Origin of the sequence: Demequina lignilytica, from assembly GCF_030418305.1 — a bacterium.
GTDB classification, from domain to species: Bacteria; Actinomycetota; Actinomycetes; order Actinomycetales; family Demequinaceae; genus Demequina; species Demequina lignilytica.
The window spans coordinates 32,735-51,725 of sequence record NZ_JAUHPX010000002.1 but is presented as its reverse complement, the minus strand read 5'-3'; the positions used below and the strand labels follow the sequence as shown (position 1 = coordinate 51,725).

At 72.0% G+C, this 18,991-nt stretch carries 15 protein-coding genes; 4 read left to right on the top strand and 11 right to left on the bottom strand.

The annotated features are described in order from the left end of the window. Positions 1 to 2: 2 nt before the first annotated feature. From QQX10_RS03540 to QQX10_RS03525, 4 genes are all read right to left on the bottom strand, one after another. On the bottom strand, positions 3 to 1,046 hold the full coding sequence (locus tag QQX10_RS03540) for a hemolysin family protein (RefSeq protein ID WP_301118307.1): 1,044 nt from the start codon (positions 1,044 to 1,046) through the stop codon (positions 3 to 5). Next, positions 1,039 to 2,427: a hemolysin family protein gene (locus QQX10_RS03535; RefSeq protein WP_301118306.1), complete on the bottom strand. Its 1,389-nt coding sequence runs from the start codon at positions 2,425 to 2,427 to the stop codon at positions 1,039 to 1,041. The genes QQX10_RS03540 and QQX10_RS03535 overlap by 8 nt, the downstream gene beginning before the upstream one ends. A gap of 148 nt (positions 2,428 to 2,575) precedes the next feature. Then, positions 2,576 to 5,089 carry a glycoside hydrolase family 3 C-terminal domain-containing protein gene (locus QQX10_RS03530; RefSeq protein ID WP_301118305.1) on the bottom strand — a complete coding sequence of 838 codons (2,514 nt, stop codon included), beginning with the start codon at positions 5,087 to 5,089 and terminating at the stop codon, positions 2,576 to 2,578. Beyond that, entirely contained in the window at positions 5,086 to 7,125 is a 2,040-nt protein-coding gene (locus tag QQX10_RS03525) for a beta-galactosidase (RefSeq protein WP_301118304.1), read from the bottom strand. The genes QQX10_RS03530 and QQX10_RS03525 overlap by 4 nt, the downstream gene beginning before the upstream one ends. Positions 7,126 to 7,189: 64 nt before the next feature. Between QQX10_RS03525 and QQX10_RS03520 the strand changes: the two genes are divergently transcribed. Genes QQX10_RS03520 through QQX10_RS03510 form a run of 3 tightly spaced genes read left to right on the top strand, consistent with a single transcriptional unit; the run spans position 7,190 to position 11,144 of the window. Further along, positions 7,190 to 9,550 carry a glycosyl hydrolase family 95 catalytic domain-containing protein gene (locus tag QQX10_RS03520; RefSeq protein ID WP_301118303.1) on the top strand — a complete coding sequence of 787 codons (2,361 nt, stop codon included), beginning with the start codon at positions 7,190 to 7,192 and terminating at the stop codon, positions 9,548 to 9,550. Next, positions 9,544 to 10,545, top strand: a complete 1,002-nt coding sequence (locus QQX10_RS03515) for a LacI family DNA-binding transcriptional regulator (protein ID WP_301118302.1) — start codon at positions 9,544 to 9,546, stop codon at positions 10,543 to 10,545. Before QQX10_RS03520 ends, QQX10_RS03515 begins: the two co-directional genes overlap by 7 nt. Next, complete coding sequence (locus tag QQX10_RS03510) at positions 10,542 to 11,144, top strand: YesL family protein (RefSeq protein ID WP_301118301.1); 603 nt, start codon at positions 10,542 to 10,544, stop codon at positions 11,142 to 11,144. Before QQX10_RS03515 ends, QQX10_RS03510 begins: the two co-directional genes overlap by 4 nt. Positions 11,145 to 11,256: 112 nt before the next feature. On the opposite strand, the gene QQX10_RS03505 is transcribed toward QQX10_RS03510, so the two are convergent. From QQX10_RS03505 to QQX10_RS03475, 7 genes are all read right to left on the bottom strand, one after another. Next, a complete protein-coding gene (locus QQX10_RS03505; RefSeq protein WP_301118300.1) occupies positions 11,257 to 11,556 on the bottom strand; it encodes a hypothetical protein in 300 nt (99 codons plus the stop codon). A gap of 198 nt (positions 11,557 to 11,754) precedes the next feature. After that, positions 11,755 to 13,527, bottom strand: coding sequence for an extracellular solute-binding protein (locus QQX10_RS03500; protein WP_301118299.1), 1,773 nt, complete (start codon positions 13,525 to 13,527; stop codon positions 11,755 to 11,757). A gap of 30 nt (positions 13,528 to 13,557) precedes the next feature. After that, positions 13,558 to 14,526, bottom strand: a complete 969-nt coding sequence (locus tag QQX10_RS03495; protein WP_301118298.1) for a carbohydrate ABC transporter permease — start codon at positions 14,524 to 14,526, stop codon at positions 13,558 to 13,560. A gap of 12 nt (positions 14,527 to 14,538) precedes the next feature. Continuing rightward, positions 14,539 to 15,522 carry an ABC transporter permease gene (locus QQX10_RS03490; protein WP_301118297.1) on the bottom strand — a complete coding sequence of 328 codons (984 nt, stop codon included), beginning with the start codon at positions 15,520 to 15,522 and terminating at the stop codon, positions 14,539 to 14,541. A gap of 297 nt (positions 15,523 to 15,819) precedes the next feature. Next, positions 15,820 to 16,644 (bottom strand): alpha/beta fold hydrolase, encoded by an 825-nt coding sequence (locus QQX10_RS03485; protein WP_301118296.1) that lies wholly within the window; start codon positions 16,642 to 16,644, stop codon positions 15,820 to 15,822. 26 nt (positions 16,645 to 16,670) lie between these two features. After that, the gene (locus tag QQX10_RS03480; protein WP_301118295.1) at positions 16,671 to 17,135 is read right to left on the bottom strand and encodes a GNAT family N-acetyltransferase; all 465 of its coding nucleotides are present in this window, start codon (positions 17,133 to 17,135) and stop codon (positions 16,671 to 16,673) included. A 36-nt stretch (positions 17,136 to 17,171) separates the two neighbouring features. After that, positions 17,172 to 18,074 carry an NAD(P)-dependent oxidoreductase gene (locus QQX10_RS03475; protein ID WP_301118294.1) on the bottom strand — a complete coding sequence of 301 codons (903 nt, stop codon included), beginning with the start codon at positions 18,072 to 18,074 and terminating at the stop codon, positions 17,172 to 17,174. A gap of 82 nt (positions 18,075 to 18,156) precedes the next feature. Here QQX10_RS03475 and QQX10_RS03470 point away from each other — a divergent pair, with 82 nt between their 5' ends. After that, entirely contained in the window at positions 18,157 to 18,984 is an 828-nt protein-coding gene (locus QQX10_RS03470; protein WP_301118293.1) for a phosphodiester glycosidase family protein, read from the top strand. The last annotated feature ends 7 nt before the right edge of the window (positions 18,985 to 18,991 follow it).

Here is an 18,991-nt window from a genome sequence, read left to right as displayed (position 1 = left end):
CGTCAGGCCTGCAGCTCCTGGCCGACGTCCACGACCTCGCCGACCAGCCTCTCGATGACGTCCTCCAGCATCGCCGCGCCCAGCACCACACCCCCCTCGCCGCGCACCAGCGCGATGTGGGTGCCGCGTGCCTGCATGCGCCCGAGCGCCTGCTCGAGCGACGACCCGGAGGGGATCGACGTGAGCGGACGCACCGCATCGTCCGGGATGGGCCGCGTGGCACCGCCGCGCGGCACCGTCGCGAAGTCCTTGAGGTGCAGGTAGCCGACGAGCTCGTCGCCGTCCGTGAGCGGGAAGCGGGAGAACCCGGTGCGCACGGTCGCCTGCTGCGCCTTCTGGGGCGTGACGTCGACGGGCAGCGTGATCAGCTCGTCCCGCGGCACCATGACCGAGTCGACGGTCTCGAAGCTGAGCGTGAGCGAGCCGTCGAGCACGCGCCGCTCCGCCTCGTCGAGCAGACCCTCCTGGTGCGACTCGGCGACCAGGCCGGCGACCTCCTCCGCGGAGAACGTGGTGGCGACCTCGTCGCGCGGCTCGACCCTCAGCACCTTGAGCCCCAGGTTCGCGAGCGCGTTCATCAGCCAGATCAGGGGCCGCAGGATCCACACCAGCCCGTACAGCGGGGGAGCGAGCAGCAGCGCCGCGCGCTCGGGGCCGGCGATGGCGATGTTCTTGGGCACCATCTCGCCGAGGATCATGTGCAGCGCCACCACCACGACCAGCGCGACGGCGAACGCGATGCCGTGCAGCCACGCGCCGGTGATCCCGATCGCCGCGAGCGGCTTCTCGAGCTGGTGGGCGACGGCGGGCTCGCCGATCGCACCCAGGCCCAGCGAGCAGGCGGTGATGCCCAGCTGTGCGCCGGCCATCATGAGCGACACCCGGTCCATGCCGCGCACGGTCACGCGAGCGGCCCACGAGCCCTCGGCAGCGCGCGGTTCGATCTGGGTGCGGCGGGCGGAGATGAGCGCGAACTCGGCGCCCACGAAGAAGGCGTTGCCCACGAGCAGCGCGATGGCGATGAGGATCGCGACCCAGTCAGCCACGGGACACCTCCTCGCCCTGCGCGTCGTCCTCGTCGTCGACCGCGACCACCTCGATGGCGACGCGGTCGACGCGGTGCCCGTCGAGGCGGGTCACCTCGATGCGGACCTGCACGGGGGTGGCGATGCCGTCCTCGTCACGGTTGGCCTCGTCGCGCGCGTCCAGCTCGACGGTGTCGCCCACCTCGGGGAAGCGCTCGAGGTGCTCCGTGAGCAGGCCCCCCAGCGTGTCCGACTCCCGCGCCTCGGGCAGCTCGAGTCCCATGAGCTCGCCCGCCTCGTCGGGTCGCAGCAGGCCCGACAGCGACCAGCGGCCGTCCTTGAGGCGTCGGTGGCGCCGCACGGGGCGGTCGTGCTCGTCCTCGATCTCGCCCACGATCTCCTCGACCAGGTCCTCGAGCGTCACCACGCCGTCGGTGCCGCCGTACTCGTCGACCACGACGGCGATCTGGGAGCCGGTGCGCAGCGCGTCGAGCACGGAGCTGAGCGGCATGGTCGACGGCACCGAGTCGATCGGGAGCAGGATCTCCGCCACCGTGGTCCTGCCACGCTGCCGCGCGGGGACGGCCAGCGCGCGCTTGAAGTGCGCGACGCCCACCACATCGTCGACGTCCTCCCCGGTGACGGGGAAGCGTGCGTGGCCGGTCCGGGACGCCATCTCCAGCACCTCGGTCACGGGAGCGTCGGACTCGAGGAAGTGGACGCGGGTGCGCGGCGTCATCGCATCGGACGCTGACCTCTCACCCATCTCGGCGGCACGCGCGAGGCGGCGGGCGACCCGCGGCTCGAGGTCCCCGGACTCCGCGGAGCGCTCCGCGAGCGAGTGCAGCTCCTGCGCGGAGCGCGCCGACGCGAGCTCCTCGCGAGGCTCGATGCCGAGCGCCCGCACGATCCGGTTGGCGCTGCCGTTCAGCACGCGGATCAACGGACCGGCGAACCACGTGAACGCGCGCTGGGGGCCCGCGACGGCGCGGCCCACTCGCAGCGGCTCCGCGATCGCCCAGTTCTTGGGAATGAGCTCGCCCGCGACCATCTGGGTGATGGTCGCGAGCAGGAAGGCGGCGGTCAGCGACACGGCGGTCGCCGTGCCCGCGGGCAGGCCGGCGGACTCCAGCGGGCCGCGCAGCAGAGTCGCGATGGAGGGCTCGGCGATGAAACCGACCAGCAGGCTGGTGACGGTGATGCCCAGCTGCGCGCCCGAGAGCTCCGTGGAGAGCCGCTTGAGGGCGGCCTGGAGCGACGCCGCGCGCCTGTCGCCGCCCTCGGCGGCCTTCTTGACGGTGGGCCGGTCGACGGTGACGAACGCGAACTCGGCCGCGACGAACAGTGCGTTCGCCGCGATGAGGACCAGGGCGAGGAGCAGCAGAAGCCACGCGGCGGTCATGCTCGACCTCTCCGGGGACGGGGCGCGCGGGCGCGCGAGCGGTGGGCGGGGGCTGGCGCCGGCGGGAGCGCACGCACCCCGGGCCGGCGCCCCTGACTATGACCGTCGGACATGGCCTCAGATCTTAGACGATCCCACCCGCGTCGCCTCAGGAGACCGTGAGCGCCGCCTCGACGGCGCAGGCGTCCGCCGAGGAGCCCGCCGCGATCGTGTACGTCCCCGGCTGCACCCGCAACGCCCCCTCGTGGAGCCAGTCGGACGGTGCACCCTCGAGGCGCGGCTCGTCGTCCCACACCGCGAGCCGCTCCACCGCGAACGTCAGCTCGACCTCCCTGGTCTCGCCGGGCTCGAGGCGGACACGCCGGTAGGCGAGCAGCAGGCGCAGCGGGGTCGGGATGCGCGTCGCGCCGTCGCCGACCGCGTAGACCTGCACCAGCTCCTCGGCGGCGCGGGCACCGTCATTGCGGACGGTGACGGTCGCGGTGACGGTGGCCTCGTTTGCCCGGGGCGTGAGCGCGGGGTGACGATGCGTGGGCGCCGGAGCGGCCACCTCGCCCTCCGACAGCGTCACACCGGCGTAGGTCACCTCGCCGTACGTGCAGCCGTGGCCGAAGGCGAAGGCCATCGGCGCCGGCTGGTGCCGGTACGTGGCCTGCTGGCGCAGCGTGTCGTAGTCGAACAGGTCGCCCGCCTGGTCCGGGTGCGCCGGCCACGACTGCGCGAGGCGGCCGGAGGGCTCGACGTCGCCGGCGAGCACGTCGACCAGGCCGTGGCCGAGCTCCTGGCCGCCGTGGCTCGACCACACCACGGTCGGGGCGTCCGCGACGCCCTCGCCCAGCACGTACGGGAAGCTCGACACGACGGTGAGGACCGTGCGGGGGTTGGCCTCGCGCGCGGTGCGGTACACCTCGGCGGCGGCCTCGGGCAGGTACAGGTGCGGCCGGTCCTCGGTCTCACGGCCGGCCAGGTGCGGGTCGTTGCCCACGGCGACGATCACGGCGTCCGCGGCCGCGGCGGCGGTCGCCACCGCCTCCGCGCCCGAGCGCACCACGCGCGCCGTGAACCGCTCGGCCGCGTCGAGCGTGACGGCGTCCGCGGAGACCAGGCCGGCCTCGCGCATCACGCGCAGCCAGCGGCCCGAACCCAGGTGCAGGAGCGACCAGGTGCCGTCCGCGTGGGTGACTCGGCGGAAGCTCTCCTGGGCGACCCAGCCGCCGACGCGGTCGGCGTCGGCGCGGACGGGCCAGTGGCCTCCCGTGAGCAGCAGGCCGCTCGCGTGGGAGCGCAGCGTGAGCACCCCGTCGCCCCAGTCGGTGACGTCGAACAGCGCGGCATCGACCGCCGCGTCGGCGTCCGCGATCACGGTGGCGCCGTCGGCGCTCGCGGTCACGTAGCGGCCGGACGATGCGGCGCGCAGGGCCACGGTGTCGGCCCCCGTGGCGACCTCCACGGCGGCGCCGGGGAAGCGCTCGGCGATCGCGCCCGCGATGGTCGACTTGTACGGCGGGGTGCCCGCGTACCAGTCGGTGAGGACGTCGTCCGCGAGCGGGCCCACCACCGCGACCCTGGTCGGCTGGGCGAGGGGCAGCACCCCCGCATCGTTCCTCAGCACCACGACGGAACGCGCCACGGCCTCGCGTGCGAGCTCGCGCGACGCGGGCAGGTCGATGTCGTCGGCGGTGATCCCCGCGTAGGGGTCGGCGTCGCCGTCCAGCTCGCCCGTGCGCACGCGCAGCTCGAGCAGGCGCAGCACGGCGGCGTCGACCTCCGCCATGGTCAGCAGCCCCTGGTCGAGCGCGGCGGTGATCTGATCGATGGTGGGCTGCGCGTTCGCGTCGTTGTCGGTGAACGAGTCCAGTCCCGCGCGCACCAGGGCGGCCGCGCCGTGGACGAAGTCGGGCTCCTCGCGCTGGGTGGTCACCAGGAAGGTGGGCGCGGCGGCGTCGGACACGACCGCGATGGACTCGGGCGCCCAGGAGCGTGCCTCGGCGACGAGCTCCGGCTGCGTGTGCGCCGCCCTCCCGTTCACGCGGTTGTAGGCGAGCATCATGCCGCCTGCGGCGCCCGTCTCGAGCGCGCAGCGGAACGCCGGCAGCTCCTCCTCGTGAAGGGTGCGCAGCGACATCTCGGAGCTCGTGACGGAGCGGTCCGACTCGTTGGAGTAACCCAGGAAGTGCTTGAGCGCGGGCACGGTGCGCCAGACGCGCTCGTGGTCGCCGCGCAGGCCGCGCGCGTACGCGGCGCCCATCTCTCCCGTGAGGTGCGGGTCCTCGGAGTAGCTCTCCTCGTTGCGGCCCCACAGCGGGTGGCGCAGCGTGTTGACCACCGGTGCCCACACGTTGAGGCTCACGGACGGCTTCTCCGCACGCTTGGCGCGCACCTCGGTCGCCGCGACGGCGCCCACGCGCTCCACCAGGTCCAGGTCCCACGTCGCCGCGAGGCCCACGGGCTGGGGGAACACGGTCGCCGTGCCCATCCAGGCCGCGCCGTGCAGCGCCTCGCAGCCGGTGTGGAACTCGCCGAGCCCGAGCCGGTCGACGGGCTGCACCACCTGGTGCAGCATCGCGATCCGCTCCGCGGGCGTCAGACGCTCCAGCAGGTCCTGGGCGCGCTCCGCGACGCTCAGTTCGATGCGGCGGTAGCGAGGGGTCTCCTCGGTCACGGGGTGTCTCCTTCGATGAGAACGATGGTCTGGCCGGGTGCGAGCACCGCGGTCCCCTCCAGCACCTCGCCGGAGAGCAGGTCACGGCCCGGGGTCGCGAGGGCCACGGTGGCCTCGGTGTCGCCGTGATTGAGCAGGAACAGGGCGTCGCCGCGGCGGACCGCCTCGACGTCGGCAGGCTTGCCGGGGACGATGCCGGCGACGCCCGCGGCGTCGAGCGCCTTGGTCAGCAGCGCCGCGAGGGCGGCGTCGCCGAGCACCGCGCCGACGTACCACGCGGAGCCCTCGCCGACACGGCGGCGGGTGATCGCGGGCAGGCCGGCGAGGTGCCCGCCACCGAAGGTGGCCAGCACCTCGGCGTCGTCGGCGCGGAGACGCTCGCCGAGGATGGCCGCGGTGAGCTCGGTCGGGGCCGACGGCCATGCCTCCGTCGCCGCCAGCGCGGTGTCGCCGTCCGGCAGGCAGGCCCACTCCTCGCCGCTGGCGCCGAGCAGGTCGGCGATCCGCGCGGGGGAGCGGCCGGTGAGGACGTGGCCGCGCTCGTCGGCGACGCCCGAGTACGGCCCCACCACCACCGTGGCGCCCGCCACGACGGCGGCCCGCAGCGTCTCCGCCGCATCGTCCCCGATCACGTAGCTGTGGGGCGCGAGCACCGCGCGGTAGCCGGCGAGGTCGGCGCCCGGCCGCACGATGTCGACCGCGATGCCCGCGCGCCACAGCACGCGGTACCAGCGGGTCAGCTGCTCGACGGTGCGCAGGCGCGTGGTGAGCCCGCCGGGCTCCTCGCCCGCCCACCACGACGGCCAGTCGAAGAGCATCGCGACCGGCGCCTCGACGCGTCCGCCCGTGACCGGCGCGAGGCGGGCCAGCCCCGCGCCGAGCTCGCAGACGGTGCGGAAGACCTCCGAGTCGGCTCCGGCGTGCGGCAGCATCGAGGAGTGGTGGCGCTCGGAACCCGCGGACGCCTGGCGCCACTGGAAGAAGCAGATGCCGTCGGCGCCGCGCGCGACCGCCTGGTACGAGTCGAGCAGCCCGCGCTCGCGGCTCTTGGGCAGGTTGTGCGGACGCCACGAGACGGCGTTGATCGCCTGCTCCATCAGCAGCCAGGGGCGGCCGCCGCCGAGCGAGCGCATGAGGTCCTGGACCAGCGCGATGTCGGAGGGGGAGTGCGGGTCGCCGGGGTCCGGGTACTGGTCGTCCGCGATCACGTCGACGTGCTCCGCCCAGGACCAGTAGTCGACGTGGGGGAAGAAGCCCATGAAGTTGGTGGTGATCGGCTGGGTCGCGCCGGCCTCGCGGATCGCGTCGCGCTGCTCGCTGTAGACGGCGAGCATCTGGTCGGAGCTGAACTGTCGGAAGTCGACGGCCTGGGTCGGGTTCATGACGTACGGCGCCGCCCGGGGCGGGACGACGTCCTCGAAGGTCCGGTAGCCCTGCGACCACACGGCGGTGCCCCAATCGCGGTTAAGCGATTCGATGGAGCCGTACTTGTTGCGCAGCCAGATGCGGAACTCGCGGGCGGCCTCGTCGCCGTGGTCGACCTGCCCGTACTCGTTGCCCACGTGCCACATGCGCACCGCCGGGTGGGAGGCGTAGCGGGCCGCCAGGTCGCGGGTGATCGCCAGCGCGGCGTCCCGGTAGACGCGGGAGGAGGGGGAGAACTGGTTACGGGATCCGGCGCTCATGCGCACCCCGTCGGCGGTGACCGCGAGGGTCTCCGGGTGATCGACGCCGAGCCACGGCGGCGGGGACGCGGTGGGGGTGGCGAGGTCGACCGCGATGCCGTTGTCTGCCAGGAGGTTCAGCACCTCGTCGAGCCATGCGAAGGTGCGCTCTCCGGGGGCCGGCTCGAGGCTCGACCAGCTGAAGACGCCGACCGTGACCAGGTTCACGCCGGCCTCGCGCATCAGGGCCACGTCCTGATCCCACACCTCCCGCGGCCACTGCTCGGGGTTGTAGTCGCCGCCGAAGACGATGCGGCCGTCGAGGGCCACGGGGAACGGCCCGGAGGCGGGCGTCGGGACCTGGTGCGTCATGGGTGGTTCAACCTCGTCGTCAAACTGTCGAAGCGCTTCAACACGGAGACCCTATACTACTCACATGACCGTGTCGACGCAGACCGATGACGTGCTGCACACCTTGCGCTACTCCACGCCCGCCGCGCGCTGGCTCGACGGCCTGCCCGTGGGCAACGGCCACCGCGGCGCCATGTGCGCCGGGCGTCCGCTCACCGAGAACCTGTGGCTCAACGACGTGACCGCGTGGTCCGGCCCGTACCCCGGCGGCGCGCTCGCCGGCATCGCTTCAGAGGTGCGCGGCCCCGAGCACCTCGCGCTCGTCCGCGCCGCCATCGCCGCGGGCGATCATGCGGAGGCGGAGCGGCTGGTGCAGGAGCAGCAGGCGCCGTGGGCGCAGGCCTACCTCCCGCTGGGCACCCTCACGCTCGAGGTCACCGGCGGCGACGGCGTGACGCTCGACGGAGAGGTCACGGACGTCGAGCGCGAGCTCGACCTTCGCAGCGGCGTCGCCGAGCACTCCTACCGTGTCGAGGGCGTCGCGGTCCGGCACCGCACGTGGGCCGACCGGCCGTCCGGGGCGATCGTCCACCACGTCACCGCCGACGCGCCGGTGGAGCTGCGGGCGAGCCTGTCCAGCCCGCTGCGCCCGCGGGGCGACGACCACGACGTCGCCGGCGCGCTGGTCCGGGAGCTCCACCTTCCGGTGGATGTCGCGCCCGGTCACGAGCAGCCGGCCGAGCCCGTGGTGTACGACCTCGTGTCGGGCCGCGTGGGCGCCGTCGCGGTGCGTGGCGGCGCCGGTGCGCGGGTGCTGGACGGCACGCTCGTGTCGGAGGCCGCGACGGAGCACGTGATCGTGATCGGCACCGCGACCGCGGACGCCGGCGGCGACGCCGCCGCCGCCGCACGCGCCGTGACCGACGCGGCGAACGCGCCCGCCCGGATGCTGCTCTCCGCGCATCGGGCGGCCCACGCCGAGCTGTACGAGCGCTGCGCCCTCCACCTGTGGTCGCCCGCGGACGCCGGGGCGCTCGACACGGATGCCCGCGTCGCGCAGGCGCTCACCCGGGAGGACCCGGGCCTGGTCGCGCTCGCGTTCCACTACGGGCGGTACCTGCTCATCGCATCGTCCGCCCCGGGCGGTCTGCCCGCCAACCTGCAGGGGCTGTGGAACGCGGAGCTGCCCGGGCCGTGGTCGAGCGCGTACACGATCAACATCAACCTGCAGATGGCCTACTGGCACGCGGAGACCGCGAACCTGGCCGAATGCCACGAGCCGCTCCTCGACTTCGTGGCGCGCCTCGCGTCCGGTCCGGGCCGTGAGGTCGCGCGCGAGCTGTACGGAGCGGACGGCTGGGTCGCGCACCACAACTCCGACGCCTGGGGCTTCGCGGCGCCGGTCGGCGACGGCCACGGCGACCCCGCGTGGGCGTTCTGGCCCCTCGGAGGCGTGTGGCTCGCGCTGCACCTGTGGGACCAGTACGCCTTCGGCGGCGACGTGTCGCGGCTGCGCGAGCGCGCCTGGCCGGTGCTCGAGGGTGCCGGAGCCTTCGCGCTGTCGTGGATCCAGGGGGATGAGGGTGGCGCCTGGACCAGCCCGTCGACCTCGCCCGAGAACCACTTCCTCGACGCCGAAGGCGCCGAGCACTCCGTCACCACCTCGGCGACCATGGACGTCGCGCTGCTGCGCGAGCTCGCCGCCGTGTGCGCGGCGGCGGCCCACGAGCTCGGGCTCGAGCCCGCGTGGGTGCGGCGCCTGACCGCGCTCACCGCCGCGCTGCCCGACCCCGTGATCGGCGAGGACGGCCGCATCCTCGAGTGGGACCGCCCCTTCGACGAGTCGGAGCCCCTGCATCGTCACCTCTCCCACCTGGTGGGCCTCTTCCCGTACGCGCAGATCACGCCGGACGGCACGCCCGAGCTCGCGGCGGCGGCAGAGGCCTCGATCCTCGCCCGCGGCCCCGAGTCGACCGGCTGGGCGCTGGCGTGGCGGACCTCGATGTGGGCGCGCCTGCGGGACGGCGCGCGGGTCGAGGGCCAGCTGCGGCTGGCCCTGCGCCCGGCCGAGGAGCACGGTGCCGAGCACCGCGGCGGCGTGTATGCGAACCTCCTGAGCGCCCACCCGCCGTTCCAGATCGACGGGAACATGGGACTGACCGCGGGCGTCGCCGAGTCCCTGCTGCAGTCTCACGGCGGCGTCCTCCGGCTGCTGCCCGCGCTCCCGCCGGGGTGGCGCAACGGTGCCGTGCGCGGGCTGCGTGCCCGCGGGGGAGTGACGGTGGACCTCGAGTGGCGCGGCGGGCTGCTGACCCGGGCCGTGCTCCACAGCGACGCCCGCGCGGCGACCGTGACCGTCGCGACGCCGGACGGCGCCGAGGTCGAGCACCGCATCGTCCCCGGCAACCCGTCGGTGATCGTCGGCGAGGGGGCCCACGCATGGTGACCATCAGCGACGTCGCCCGCGAGGCGGGCGTCTCGACCTCGACCGTGTCGTACGTCATGAGCGGGAAGCGCGCGATCTCCGCCGACACCCGGGACCGGGTGCAGGCGGCCATCGCACGGCTCGGCTACCGGCCGCACGCGGGGGCCCGGTCCCTCGCGTCCCGCTCGACCCGGGTGATCGGGCTCCAGGCGCCGCTGCGCACCGGAGTCGACGTGCCCGTGATCATGCAGGTGGTCGCGGGCGTCGTGCAGCGCGCGCGGGTCCACGGCTACGACATCCTCCTGCTGTCCAGCGACGAGGCGGAGGGGCTCGCCCGCGCCTCGCGCGGCTCGATGGTGGACGCCCTGCTCATCATGGACGTCGAGTCCGAGGACGCGCGCCTCGCGACCATCGCGGAGCTCGACCAGCCCTCGGTGCTCATCGGGCTGCCCGCCGGGCGGCGGTCGATCCCGTGCATCGACTTCGACTTCGAGGCCGCGGGCTGGCTCGCGGTCGACCGGCTGGTCGGGCTGGGCCACACGCGGCTCGCGCTGTTCGGCGCGCCGGAGGCCGTGATGGAGCGGCACACGTCGTACGCGGACCGCCTGATCCGGGGCTTCCTGGAGGCATGCGAGGCGCGCGGCGTGGAGGGCTCGACCCACCCGATCCCGGACTCTGCGGAGGCGTTGGCCGAGGTCGACGCGGTCCTGACCGCCGACCCCGGCATCACCGGGATCCTGGTGCACAACGACGGCGCCCTGCCGTTCATCGCCGACCGCATCCGCGCCCACGTGCCGAGCGCGACGGCGCCCGACTGCCTGGCACTCACGTCTCGCGAGGGGGCGCTGCGGGCTCACGGGCTGACCGACACCATCGCGGTGCCGGCGGAGGCCCTGGGCGAGTCCGCCGCGGAGATGATCTGCGCGATGCTCGCCGGGGGAGCGCACCCGTCCGTCCAGCTGCTGCCCCCCGAGCTCGCGGTGGGCGAGCCGTCACGTGCCAGGATCGACTCATGAACATCGACCCGGAGAGCAGGTCCGTGCAGGGGCTGACGATGTTCCTGCATTTCGTCGCCCTCAACGTGCTTTTCATCGTGCTGTGCATCCCCGTGGTGACCATCGGTGCCGCGACCTCGGCGCTGCTCGAGGTGATGATCAAGTACTCCGACGACGAGCGGGGGCGTCCCCTCGAGGACTTCCTGCCGGCGTTCAAGCGCAACTTCCGGCCCGCGACCGCGGTCTATCTCGCGCTGCTGGTGCCGTTCGTGCTGCTGACCTTCGCCGCCGTGTTCTGGTTCGCGCAGGAGACCACCGTCTCGACCATCCTGTCGCTGGTCGCGCTGCTGGTCGCCGCGTACCTGGTGGCGGCCTTCACGCACGGCATGGCGCTGGTCGCGCGGTACCGCAACACGTTCAGGCAGACCCTGCGCAACGCGCTGCTGCTGCCCGCCGCCGAGCCGGTCCGCACCATCGGCCTGCTGCTCATCCCGGCGACCGTCGCGTCGATCACGATGATCTTCCCGCCGTTCGCGTTCATCGTCCTCAGCATCGGGTTCGCGATGATGGCCTACGCCTCGGCGTTCCTGTACCGGAACATCTTCAGCCGTCACGCGTAGCCTGGACCGCCACGTCCTTCTCCCTCGGCTCCCCACACCCGCTGCGGGGAACTGACCGCCCCTCTCGGCGCATCGTCGCCTCCTGCGGGGAGACCACGGACCTCGCGCACGCTCAACGCGAGGCCAGCGCCGCCAGGATCTGCTCCGACGAGGGGCTGTTCGCCGGTCCTGCACCCGTCCGGTAGACCCGGCACGCGAGATGCGCCAGCGGTGGCGTGCCGGGGAACAGGTCCGTCCCGTCCACGAGGATGGTGGGCGAGCCGGCGAATCCGGCCGGGATCGACCCGGCGCCGACCCGCACCTCCTCGATCCGCGTCGCGGCGAGCCCAAGCGAGTCCAGCGCGGCGCGCAGACGGCTCGCGGCCCGCTCGTGCCCCGGGCAGTCGGCGATGTGCAGCAGCTCCACCCTCACCCTTCCAGTGTGCGCCGTTGGCCCCTCGACTCTCATGCGTCCTGTGAGGACATGAGTGCACGTTTCGACTCGAAACGTGCACTCATGTCCTCACAGCGCGCGAACCGGCGGGGGAGCGAGACGCGGAAGGCATCGTCCCCGGGCACGACGGAGGCCCCGGGGCATGCGCCCCGGGGCCTCCGTGTGATGACCGTCAGATCACTGGAACGCGGCGGTCACCGCGACGCGAGCGTCGTTCTGCATCTCGGCGTTTGCCATGTCGGTCTCGAGGACCTTCTCGTAGCCGAGGCCGTTGGCGGTGTCCTGCAGCTCCTTGAGCAGCGACTCGAACTGCGCCTCGTCGCTGGCGAAGACCATCTGCCAGGAGTACTGGATGACGATCGCCTTGATCTGGTTGCGGAGCGTCTCGACCTCCGACGAGTCGGTCGGGATGGTGAAGCTGGCGCCGGGGGCGACCAGGAGCTTGTCATTGGTGGAGAGGTAGTCCATCGTCGACGTGGCGTCGCCCATGTTGGCCGACCAGTCCTCGCTCAGCGGGGTGGCGGTCGCCTCCTGGTACGAGGGCCAGAAGGTGTAGCTGTAGGGGAAGCCGGTGTTCGGGTCCACGTCGATCGGGAGGACCGAGATGGTGTTGAGAGCGGAGACGCCGTCGAGGTAGTCGCCGCCGCCCCACTCCTCCGGGGTGGTGGCGCCGCCACCGAGGAACACCTCGTTGCCGAACTCGGTGAGCTCGGGCTCACCCGCGTCGTTGATGTCCCAGGTCAGGCCCTGCGGACCGGCGGAGCCCAGCGTCTGCGCGGAGTTCGCGTACGCGCCCTCCGGCGAGTACAGCCAGTCCACGAAGGCCGCGATGCGCTCGGGGTCCTCGGCCTTGGAGCCGATCGCGAAGACCTGCTTGCCGCCGTAGGCCTCGGCGCCGTAGGAGAACACCTCCATGTCGTCGACCGGGGCGATCTCGAAGCCCTTGCCGGCGGCCATGTTGTCCTCGGTGTTGTACGCGGTCTGCGCGAGCCACGGCCACCACGCGAACAGCACCTGGCCGTTCTGGAACTTCGAGTACAGGGTGTCGTAGTTCTGGGTGGTCGACTCGGGGTCCACCAGGCCCATCTGGTTGGCGTCGAAGTACAGGCGCAGGCTGCGGACGTACTCGGAGTCGGAGTCGAGGATCGACTGGTAGTCCGAGCCGTCGGCCTTCGCGAGCACGAAGCCGATCTCGTCGTAGCCGTAGAAGCAGGCGGGCTGCTTCGCGGTCACCATCATGTTGCCGTCCCAGTCCTTGAACAGGGAGAAGCCGTAGGTGGGCTGGCCGTTGTCGCCGGTCGGGTGGTCCTCCTGCATCTGCTTGAGGACGGGGAGGAGGTCCTCGAGGGTGTCGAGCGACGGGTAGCCCTGCTCCGCGTAGTAGTCCCAGCGGATGAACGGGCCGAACGTCGGGTTGAGGCCCTCGGAGGCGTCCGTCGGCATGAGGTGCGACACCGAGGTCGGGAACGCGTAGACGCCGCCGGACTCCGCGTTGAGGTTGTCCATCGCGGTGTCGAACTGCCCGACGTTCTCCATCAGCGGGTAGTACTCGGACATGTCGCCCACGAGCCCGCCCTGGATCAGCTCGTCGAGCTTCTGGCCCTTGTCCGTGACGATCAGGTCGCCCAGCTCGCCGGCCGCGACGCGCGTGTTGTAGAGGGTGTCACCACCACCGGCCACGTTCGGCGCGATGATGTTGAGGTTCATGTTGAACTTGTCCTTGACGATCTTCGCGAACCAGCCCTGCTGCATGCCCATGTAGTTCGCGAGACCGGCGAAGACGTCGATCGTGATCTCCTCGTCCCACGAGGTGGGGAAGGCTCCGGTCTCGGAGCCGGTCGCGGAGGTCGGGGTCTCCTCGGAGCCACCGCCCGAGGAGCACGATGCCAGCGCCCCTGCCGTCACCACCGCCGCGACGGCGAAGGCCGCGGTCGTCCTAGTCAGCTTCATTGCTTTCCTTTCTGATGGTTTCGAGCGACGTCAGCCCTTGACGGCGCCCAGCATGATCCCCTTCACGAAGAAGCGCTGGAAGAGGGGGTAGATGAAGATGATGGGGAGCACGACGATCACGGACACGGTCATCCGGATCGACGTGGGCGTCTGGGTGGTCGCCGCGGAGGCGATCTGACCCAGGTTGCCGCCGGCGTTCTGCGCGGCCTGCGCCAGCGAGCTCGCCTGGTTGATGAACATGTAGAGCAGGTACTGGAGGGTGTACAGGCTCTGGTCGGTGATGTAGATCAGGGTGTCCTGGAAGCTGTTCCACTGCGTCACCGCGGAGAAGATCGCCACGGTCGCGAGGATCGGCGTCATGTTCGGCAGGTAGATCTTGAAGAACACCTGCAGCAGCGACGCGCCGTCGACCTCCGCTGCCTCCTGCAGCGAGGCGGGCATCGACTCCACGTAGGTCTTGACCAGGATCACGAAGAACGGCTGCACGATGAACGGCAGGATGTAGACCCAGAACGTGTTGGTCAGCCCCAGGTTCTTCATGATGATGAAGATCGGGATCAGGCCCGCGCTGAAGTACATCGTGATGATCAGGAAGCGGTACCAGAACTTCCGGCCCCACATCCGCTGCTGGGTGAACATGAAGCCCAGGAACGCGGAGGCGAGCACGGTCAGCAGGGTGCCGATCACGGTACGACCGACGGAGACCGCGGCCGCCATCGGCAGGCCCTGGAGCTGGAACACCTGCTCGTAGTTCGACAGGTGGAAGCCCTGGGGGAACAGGCGGACGTCGCCGAGCGCCGAGATGTCGTTCGCCGAGACCGAGTTGATGATCAGGTAGTAGAAGGGGTACGCGCAGATCACGACGAGCAGCGCGAACAGCGAGTAGTTCGCCATCGCGAACAGGATGTCGCCGAACGTCCGGTCGTGGTCGTGGCCCTTGCGACGGCGCGCCTTCGCGGGCTTGGTCGGCTTCGCGACGGTGGTGGTCGTGGTGGTCATGATGTTCGCCTCCTAGACCAGCGACTCGCCGCGCACGCGCTTGGCGATCCAGTTGACGGTGAGCAGCAGCGCGACCGAGATGAGCGACTTGAGCATGCCGATCGCGGTCGCCATCGACAGGCTGTTGCCCGTCATGCCGATGTTGTAGACGTACAGGTCGAGCACCTGGATGTACTTCTGGTTGAACGCGTTCTGGAACACGTAGTACTGCTCCATGCCGTTGTTCAGGATGTTCGCGACCGAGAGCAGCAGGAGCACCAGGTAGGTGGGCATCAGCTGCGGGATGGTGATGTAGCGGATGGTCTGCCAGCGTCCGGCGCCGTCCATGCGGGCCGACTCGTACAGCGACGGGTCGATGCCCGAGATCGCCGCAAGGTAGATGATCGCGCCCCAGCCCAGGCCCTTCCAGACGCTCCAGAGGGTCATGGTCAGCCACACGTGCTGATCGGTGTCGAGGAACTTGATCGGGGCGGTGATGAGGCCGCCGTCCATCAGGATGTCGTTGACCAGGCCCGAGGTCGAGAACAGCGAGAACGCGATCATGTAGACCAGCACCCACGAGATGAAGTTCGGGAGCGTGGTGAGCGTCTGCACGGCGTTCTTGAACCACTTCGCGCGGATCTCGTTGAGCAGGACCGCGAAGCCCAGCGGGAGGATCGAGGTCGCGATCCCGAGGAAGCTGATCGCCAGGGTGTTGACCAGCACCTGGCCGATCTGCGCGAGCTGCGTGGGCGAGCTCACCAGCAGGCGGAACCACTGGAGCCCGACGAACTCCGAGCCGGACAGGCCCAGCGCCGGCTTGTAGTCGTACAGCGAGTAGACCCAGCCGAACAGCGGCAGGTACGCGAAGACGAAGGAGAGGATGAGGAAGGGGAGGATCAGGAAGAACGGCGTGAACGACTTCTTGCCCGGGCCGCGCTCGCCCCGCTTGGGCTTCTTGCCGCGCTCCTCGATCTGCTCGGCGGTGGTCTCCGCCAGGATCATCGATGACGTCATCGCGCCACCCCCGTAGCGGAGGGGCGCGCGGCGTCGTCCCCGACGCCTGCTGAACGCTCGTCCATACTCACTCCTTCGTGCGAGGACCTTGCCGACCTTCCGACATTCGTTGGCGGCGGCAACTTTCGAATCGCTTCGACTGACAGTAGAGCGGGGGACGCCGTTTCGTCAAATGCCCGGCGTCACGGAAATGTAACGATGCCGCGGCGTCGGGAATATCGGGCGAGAGCGCTCTCTCGTGCGCATCCGCCGCTACCAGGGGCGGGACGATGCGCGGGTCGCCGTCGCGGCGACGGCTCAGTCGGCCACGACGTCGCGCAGGAACGCCGTGACGGCGGCGACGGTGGCGTCGAAACGGTCGCGGTGCACGCTGTGGCCCGCGCAGTCGATGTGCGCGACCCGCGCGGCCGGCGCGAGAGCGGCCGCCTCGGCCGCGACCTCAGGCGTCACGATCGCGCCGGCGTCGCCCGTGACCAGCAGCGTCGGACACGCGATCGCGGCGACGGCCGCCCGCCAGTCGCGGCCCAGCCCGCCGTCGAGCAGCGTGAGCGCGGAGGTGTCGAAGTCCGCCTTGGTGTCGGCCCACGGCGCCAGCTCGTCGTCGTGCCAGCCGGGGTTCGACGCGCGCGCCATCGCCATGCGCTGCTCCGGGGTCATGTCGCCCACGCTGTGAAGCAGCTCGACGAACGCGGCGAGGTGCGGGTCGTCGTCGCCGCCCGCCGCCTCCGCGGGGGGCGCGTCGTGGAACGGCGGGTCCTCCAGCACGGCCGCGCGCACCAGGTCGGGGCGGGCGCCGGCGAGGCGGGCCGCCGTCTCCGCGCCCATGGAGTGGCCCCACACGAGCACGCGACCCGTCGCGAGGTGATCGAGCACCGCCGCGGCGTCGTCCACCAGCGTCTCGATGTCGATCGAGCCGGTGATCCGGCTCGAGCCGCCGTGGCCCCGCGCGTCGGGCATCACCAGCGAGTAGCACCCCGCCAGGCGCTCCGCGACGCGGCCCCAGGTCGCGGCGCCATCGGTGATGCCGTGCAGCAGCACCAGCGTGGGCCTCCCGGCGGCAGGGGACAGCACCACCCGGAGGCGTGCGTCGTCATGGGTGACGTGGAGCTCCGTGCCGATCATGGGTGCACCGTAGCGCCCCGCGGCGATCAGCCGAGCGCGCGCGTGAGGTAGAACGCCCGCTCGCCGGTGTCGGGCTGGCGCAGCGCGAACGAGTGGTGGACGTAGAAGCGCAGCGCGTCCTTGTCGCCCTCGTCGACGTTGACCTCGAGGAAGTCCACGCCGAGCTCGCGGCAGTAGTCCGCGACCGCGCGGATCAGGTCGGTGCCGATGGTGCGCCCGCGCAGGTCGGGGCGCACGTAGAGCTCGTCGAGCAGAGCGACCGGACCGTCGAACCACACGTTCGGACGTAGCGTCACCAGCGCGATCCCCACCGCGGGCGAGCCCGCGAGGTAGGCGAACGTGTCCCCCTGGTCGAGCAGCCGTGCCAGCCGGGCCGCCAGCACCTCCGGTCCCGGGGTGGGGGCGTCGAACTCCTTGTTGAAGTCGTGCAGCAGCTGCGCCGCGGCGCGGGCATCCGCGCGGGTGGCGAGTCGGACGGGGTGCTGAACCATGCGCCCACCGTACGCGGTGAGACCGCTCCCGGCGCGCTACCCCTCGAACGACGCGAAGTACGCCGCCGCCATGTCCTCGGAGCCGTGGCCGCCGCCGACGGCGCGGTGCAGGCGCCCGCCCGCCGCGGCGAGCGCGTCGACCCTCACCCCGGCCCGCGCGGCGGCGTCCACGATCAGGTCCGCGTCCTTCGCGGCGGTCTCCGTCGCGAAGGACGCAGGGGAGAGGCGCTCGTCGAGGATCAGCCCGGCCTTGAGGCGCAGGTAGCCCATGTCGAGCCCGCCGCCCGCGACGGCGTCGAGGAGCAGCCGCGGGTCGACTCCGAGGCCCGCGGCCAGCGCGACGCTCTCGCCGACAGCGTTGTTCACCGCGAGGACCCAGCTGTTGACCACGAGCTTGAGCGCCTGCGCCGACCCTGCCGCCGCATCGTCGCCCGTCCAGACGGTGCGCGCCGCGACGGCGTCGAACACGGCCTGCGCGACGGGACGGGCCTCGTCCGCACCGGCCGCAAGCACGGTCAGCTGGCCGGCCTCTGCCGGCTCGCGCGTGCCCAGCACGGGCGCGTCGACCAGCACGACCTCGAGCTCACGCGCGAGCTCGGCGATCCCGCGCTGCGCCTCGACTCCCACGGTCGAGGACTGGATCCACACCGCCCCCGGCCGCACGCCGGGGGCGGCGAGCCGCATGACCTCGGTCACCGTGTCGCCGTCGTGCACCATCGAGAGGACCACGTCCGCCTCGTGCGCGGCCTCCGCCGCGGTCACGGCGACCGTGGCCCCGTCGCCCGCGAGCTCGGCGGCGCGCGCGTGGGTCCGATTCCACACCCGCACACGGTGTCCGGCGCGCACCAGGGTGCGCGCCATCGCCGAGCCCATGATCCCCGTGCCGAGCACGGCGACGGTCACGGTGGCGGGGGTGTCGGACAGGGTGCCGGTGGGCATGAGCGCTCCTCGGGTCGATGGGGGACGATGCGGGTGGAACGAACGGGAGGCCTCCCGCCTTCCCGTCGCGTAGCCTCGTCGGGTGCTCCGCGCCCGTTCGATCGTCGCCCTCGCCGCCGCCGCGCTGCTCGCCGGCTGCTCCGGCGCGACCGCGCCTGACGCGTCCACCGCGACCCCGACCGCGGCGTCGCCCGCCGCGTCGGCATCGTCCATGTCCGCGCCCACGGCGAGCGACGAGCCCGCCGCGATCGTCGGCACGCTCAGCAACCCGGAGGTCGACGGTCACCGCTTCGCGGTGCTCACCCTCCCGCTCGAGGAGTGGGAGGTCCGCGTCGACTGGCCGCAGGAGGACGACGGCACCGATCTGGCCGTCTACCTGGCTGATCACCCGGAGATCGCAGCGCTGACCAATGCGGGGATCTTCTCCGACGACCTCCGACCCGGCGGCCTGCTGGTGAGCGACGGCGAGGTGCTTCGCGACCTCAACCTCGCCGACGGCGGCGGCAACTTCCATCTCAAGCCCAACGCCGTTTTCGCCGTCCACGACGACGGCACCGCGGAGGTGGTCGACAGCACGGCCTACGACCCCGCGGGCGTCACGTACGCGACCCAGTCGGGCCCGGCGCTCGTGCTCGACGGCGAGATCCATCCCGAGTTCCGGGAGGGCAGCGTGAACACGGCGGTGCGCTCCGGCGTGGGCGTCAGTCCGGATGGGACCACCGTTCACCTGGCCCTCTCGCTCGGCTTCGTCAACCTGTGGGACTTCGCGACGCTGTTCCGCGACGTCCTCGGCTGCGACGACGCGCTGTACCTCGACGGCCAGATCTCGCAACTGTGGATCACGGGGGCTCCCGAGCCGACGCCCTACCTGGGCCCGTACGCCGGCGTGATCGCCGTCTACCCTCGCTAGCCTCGTG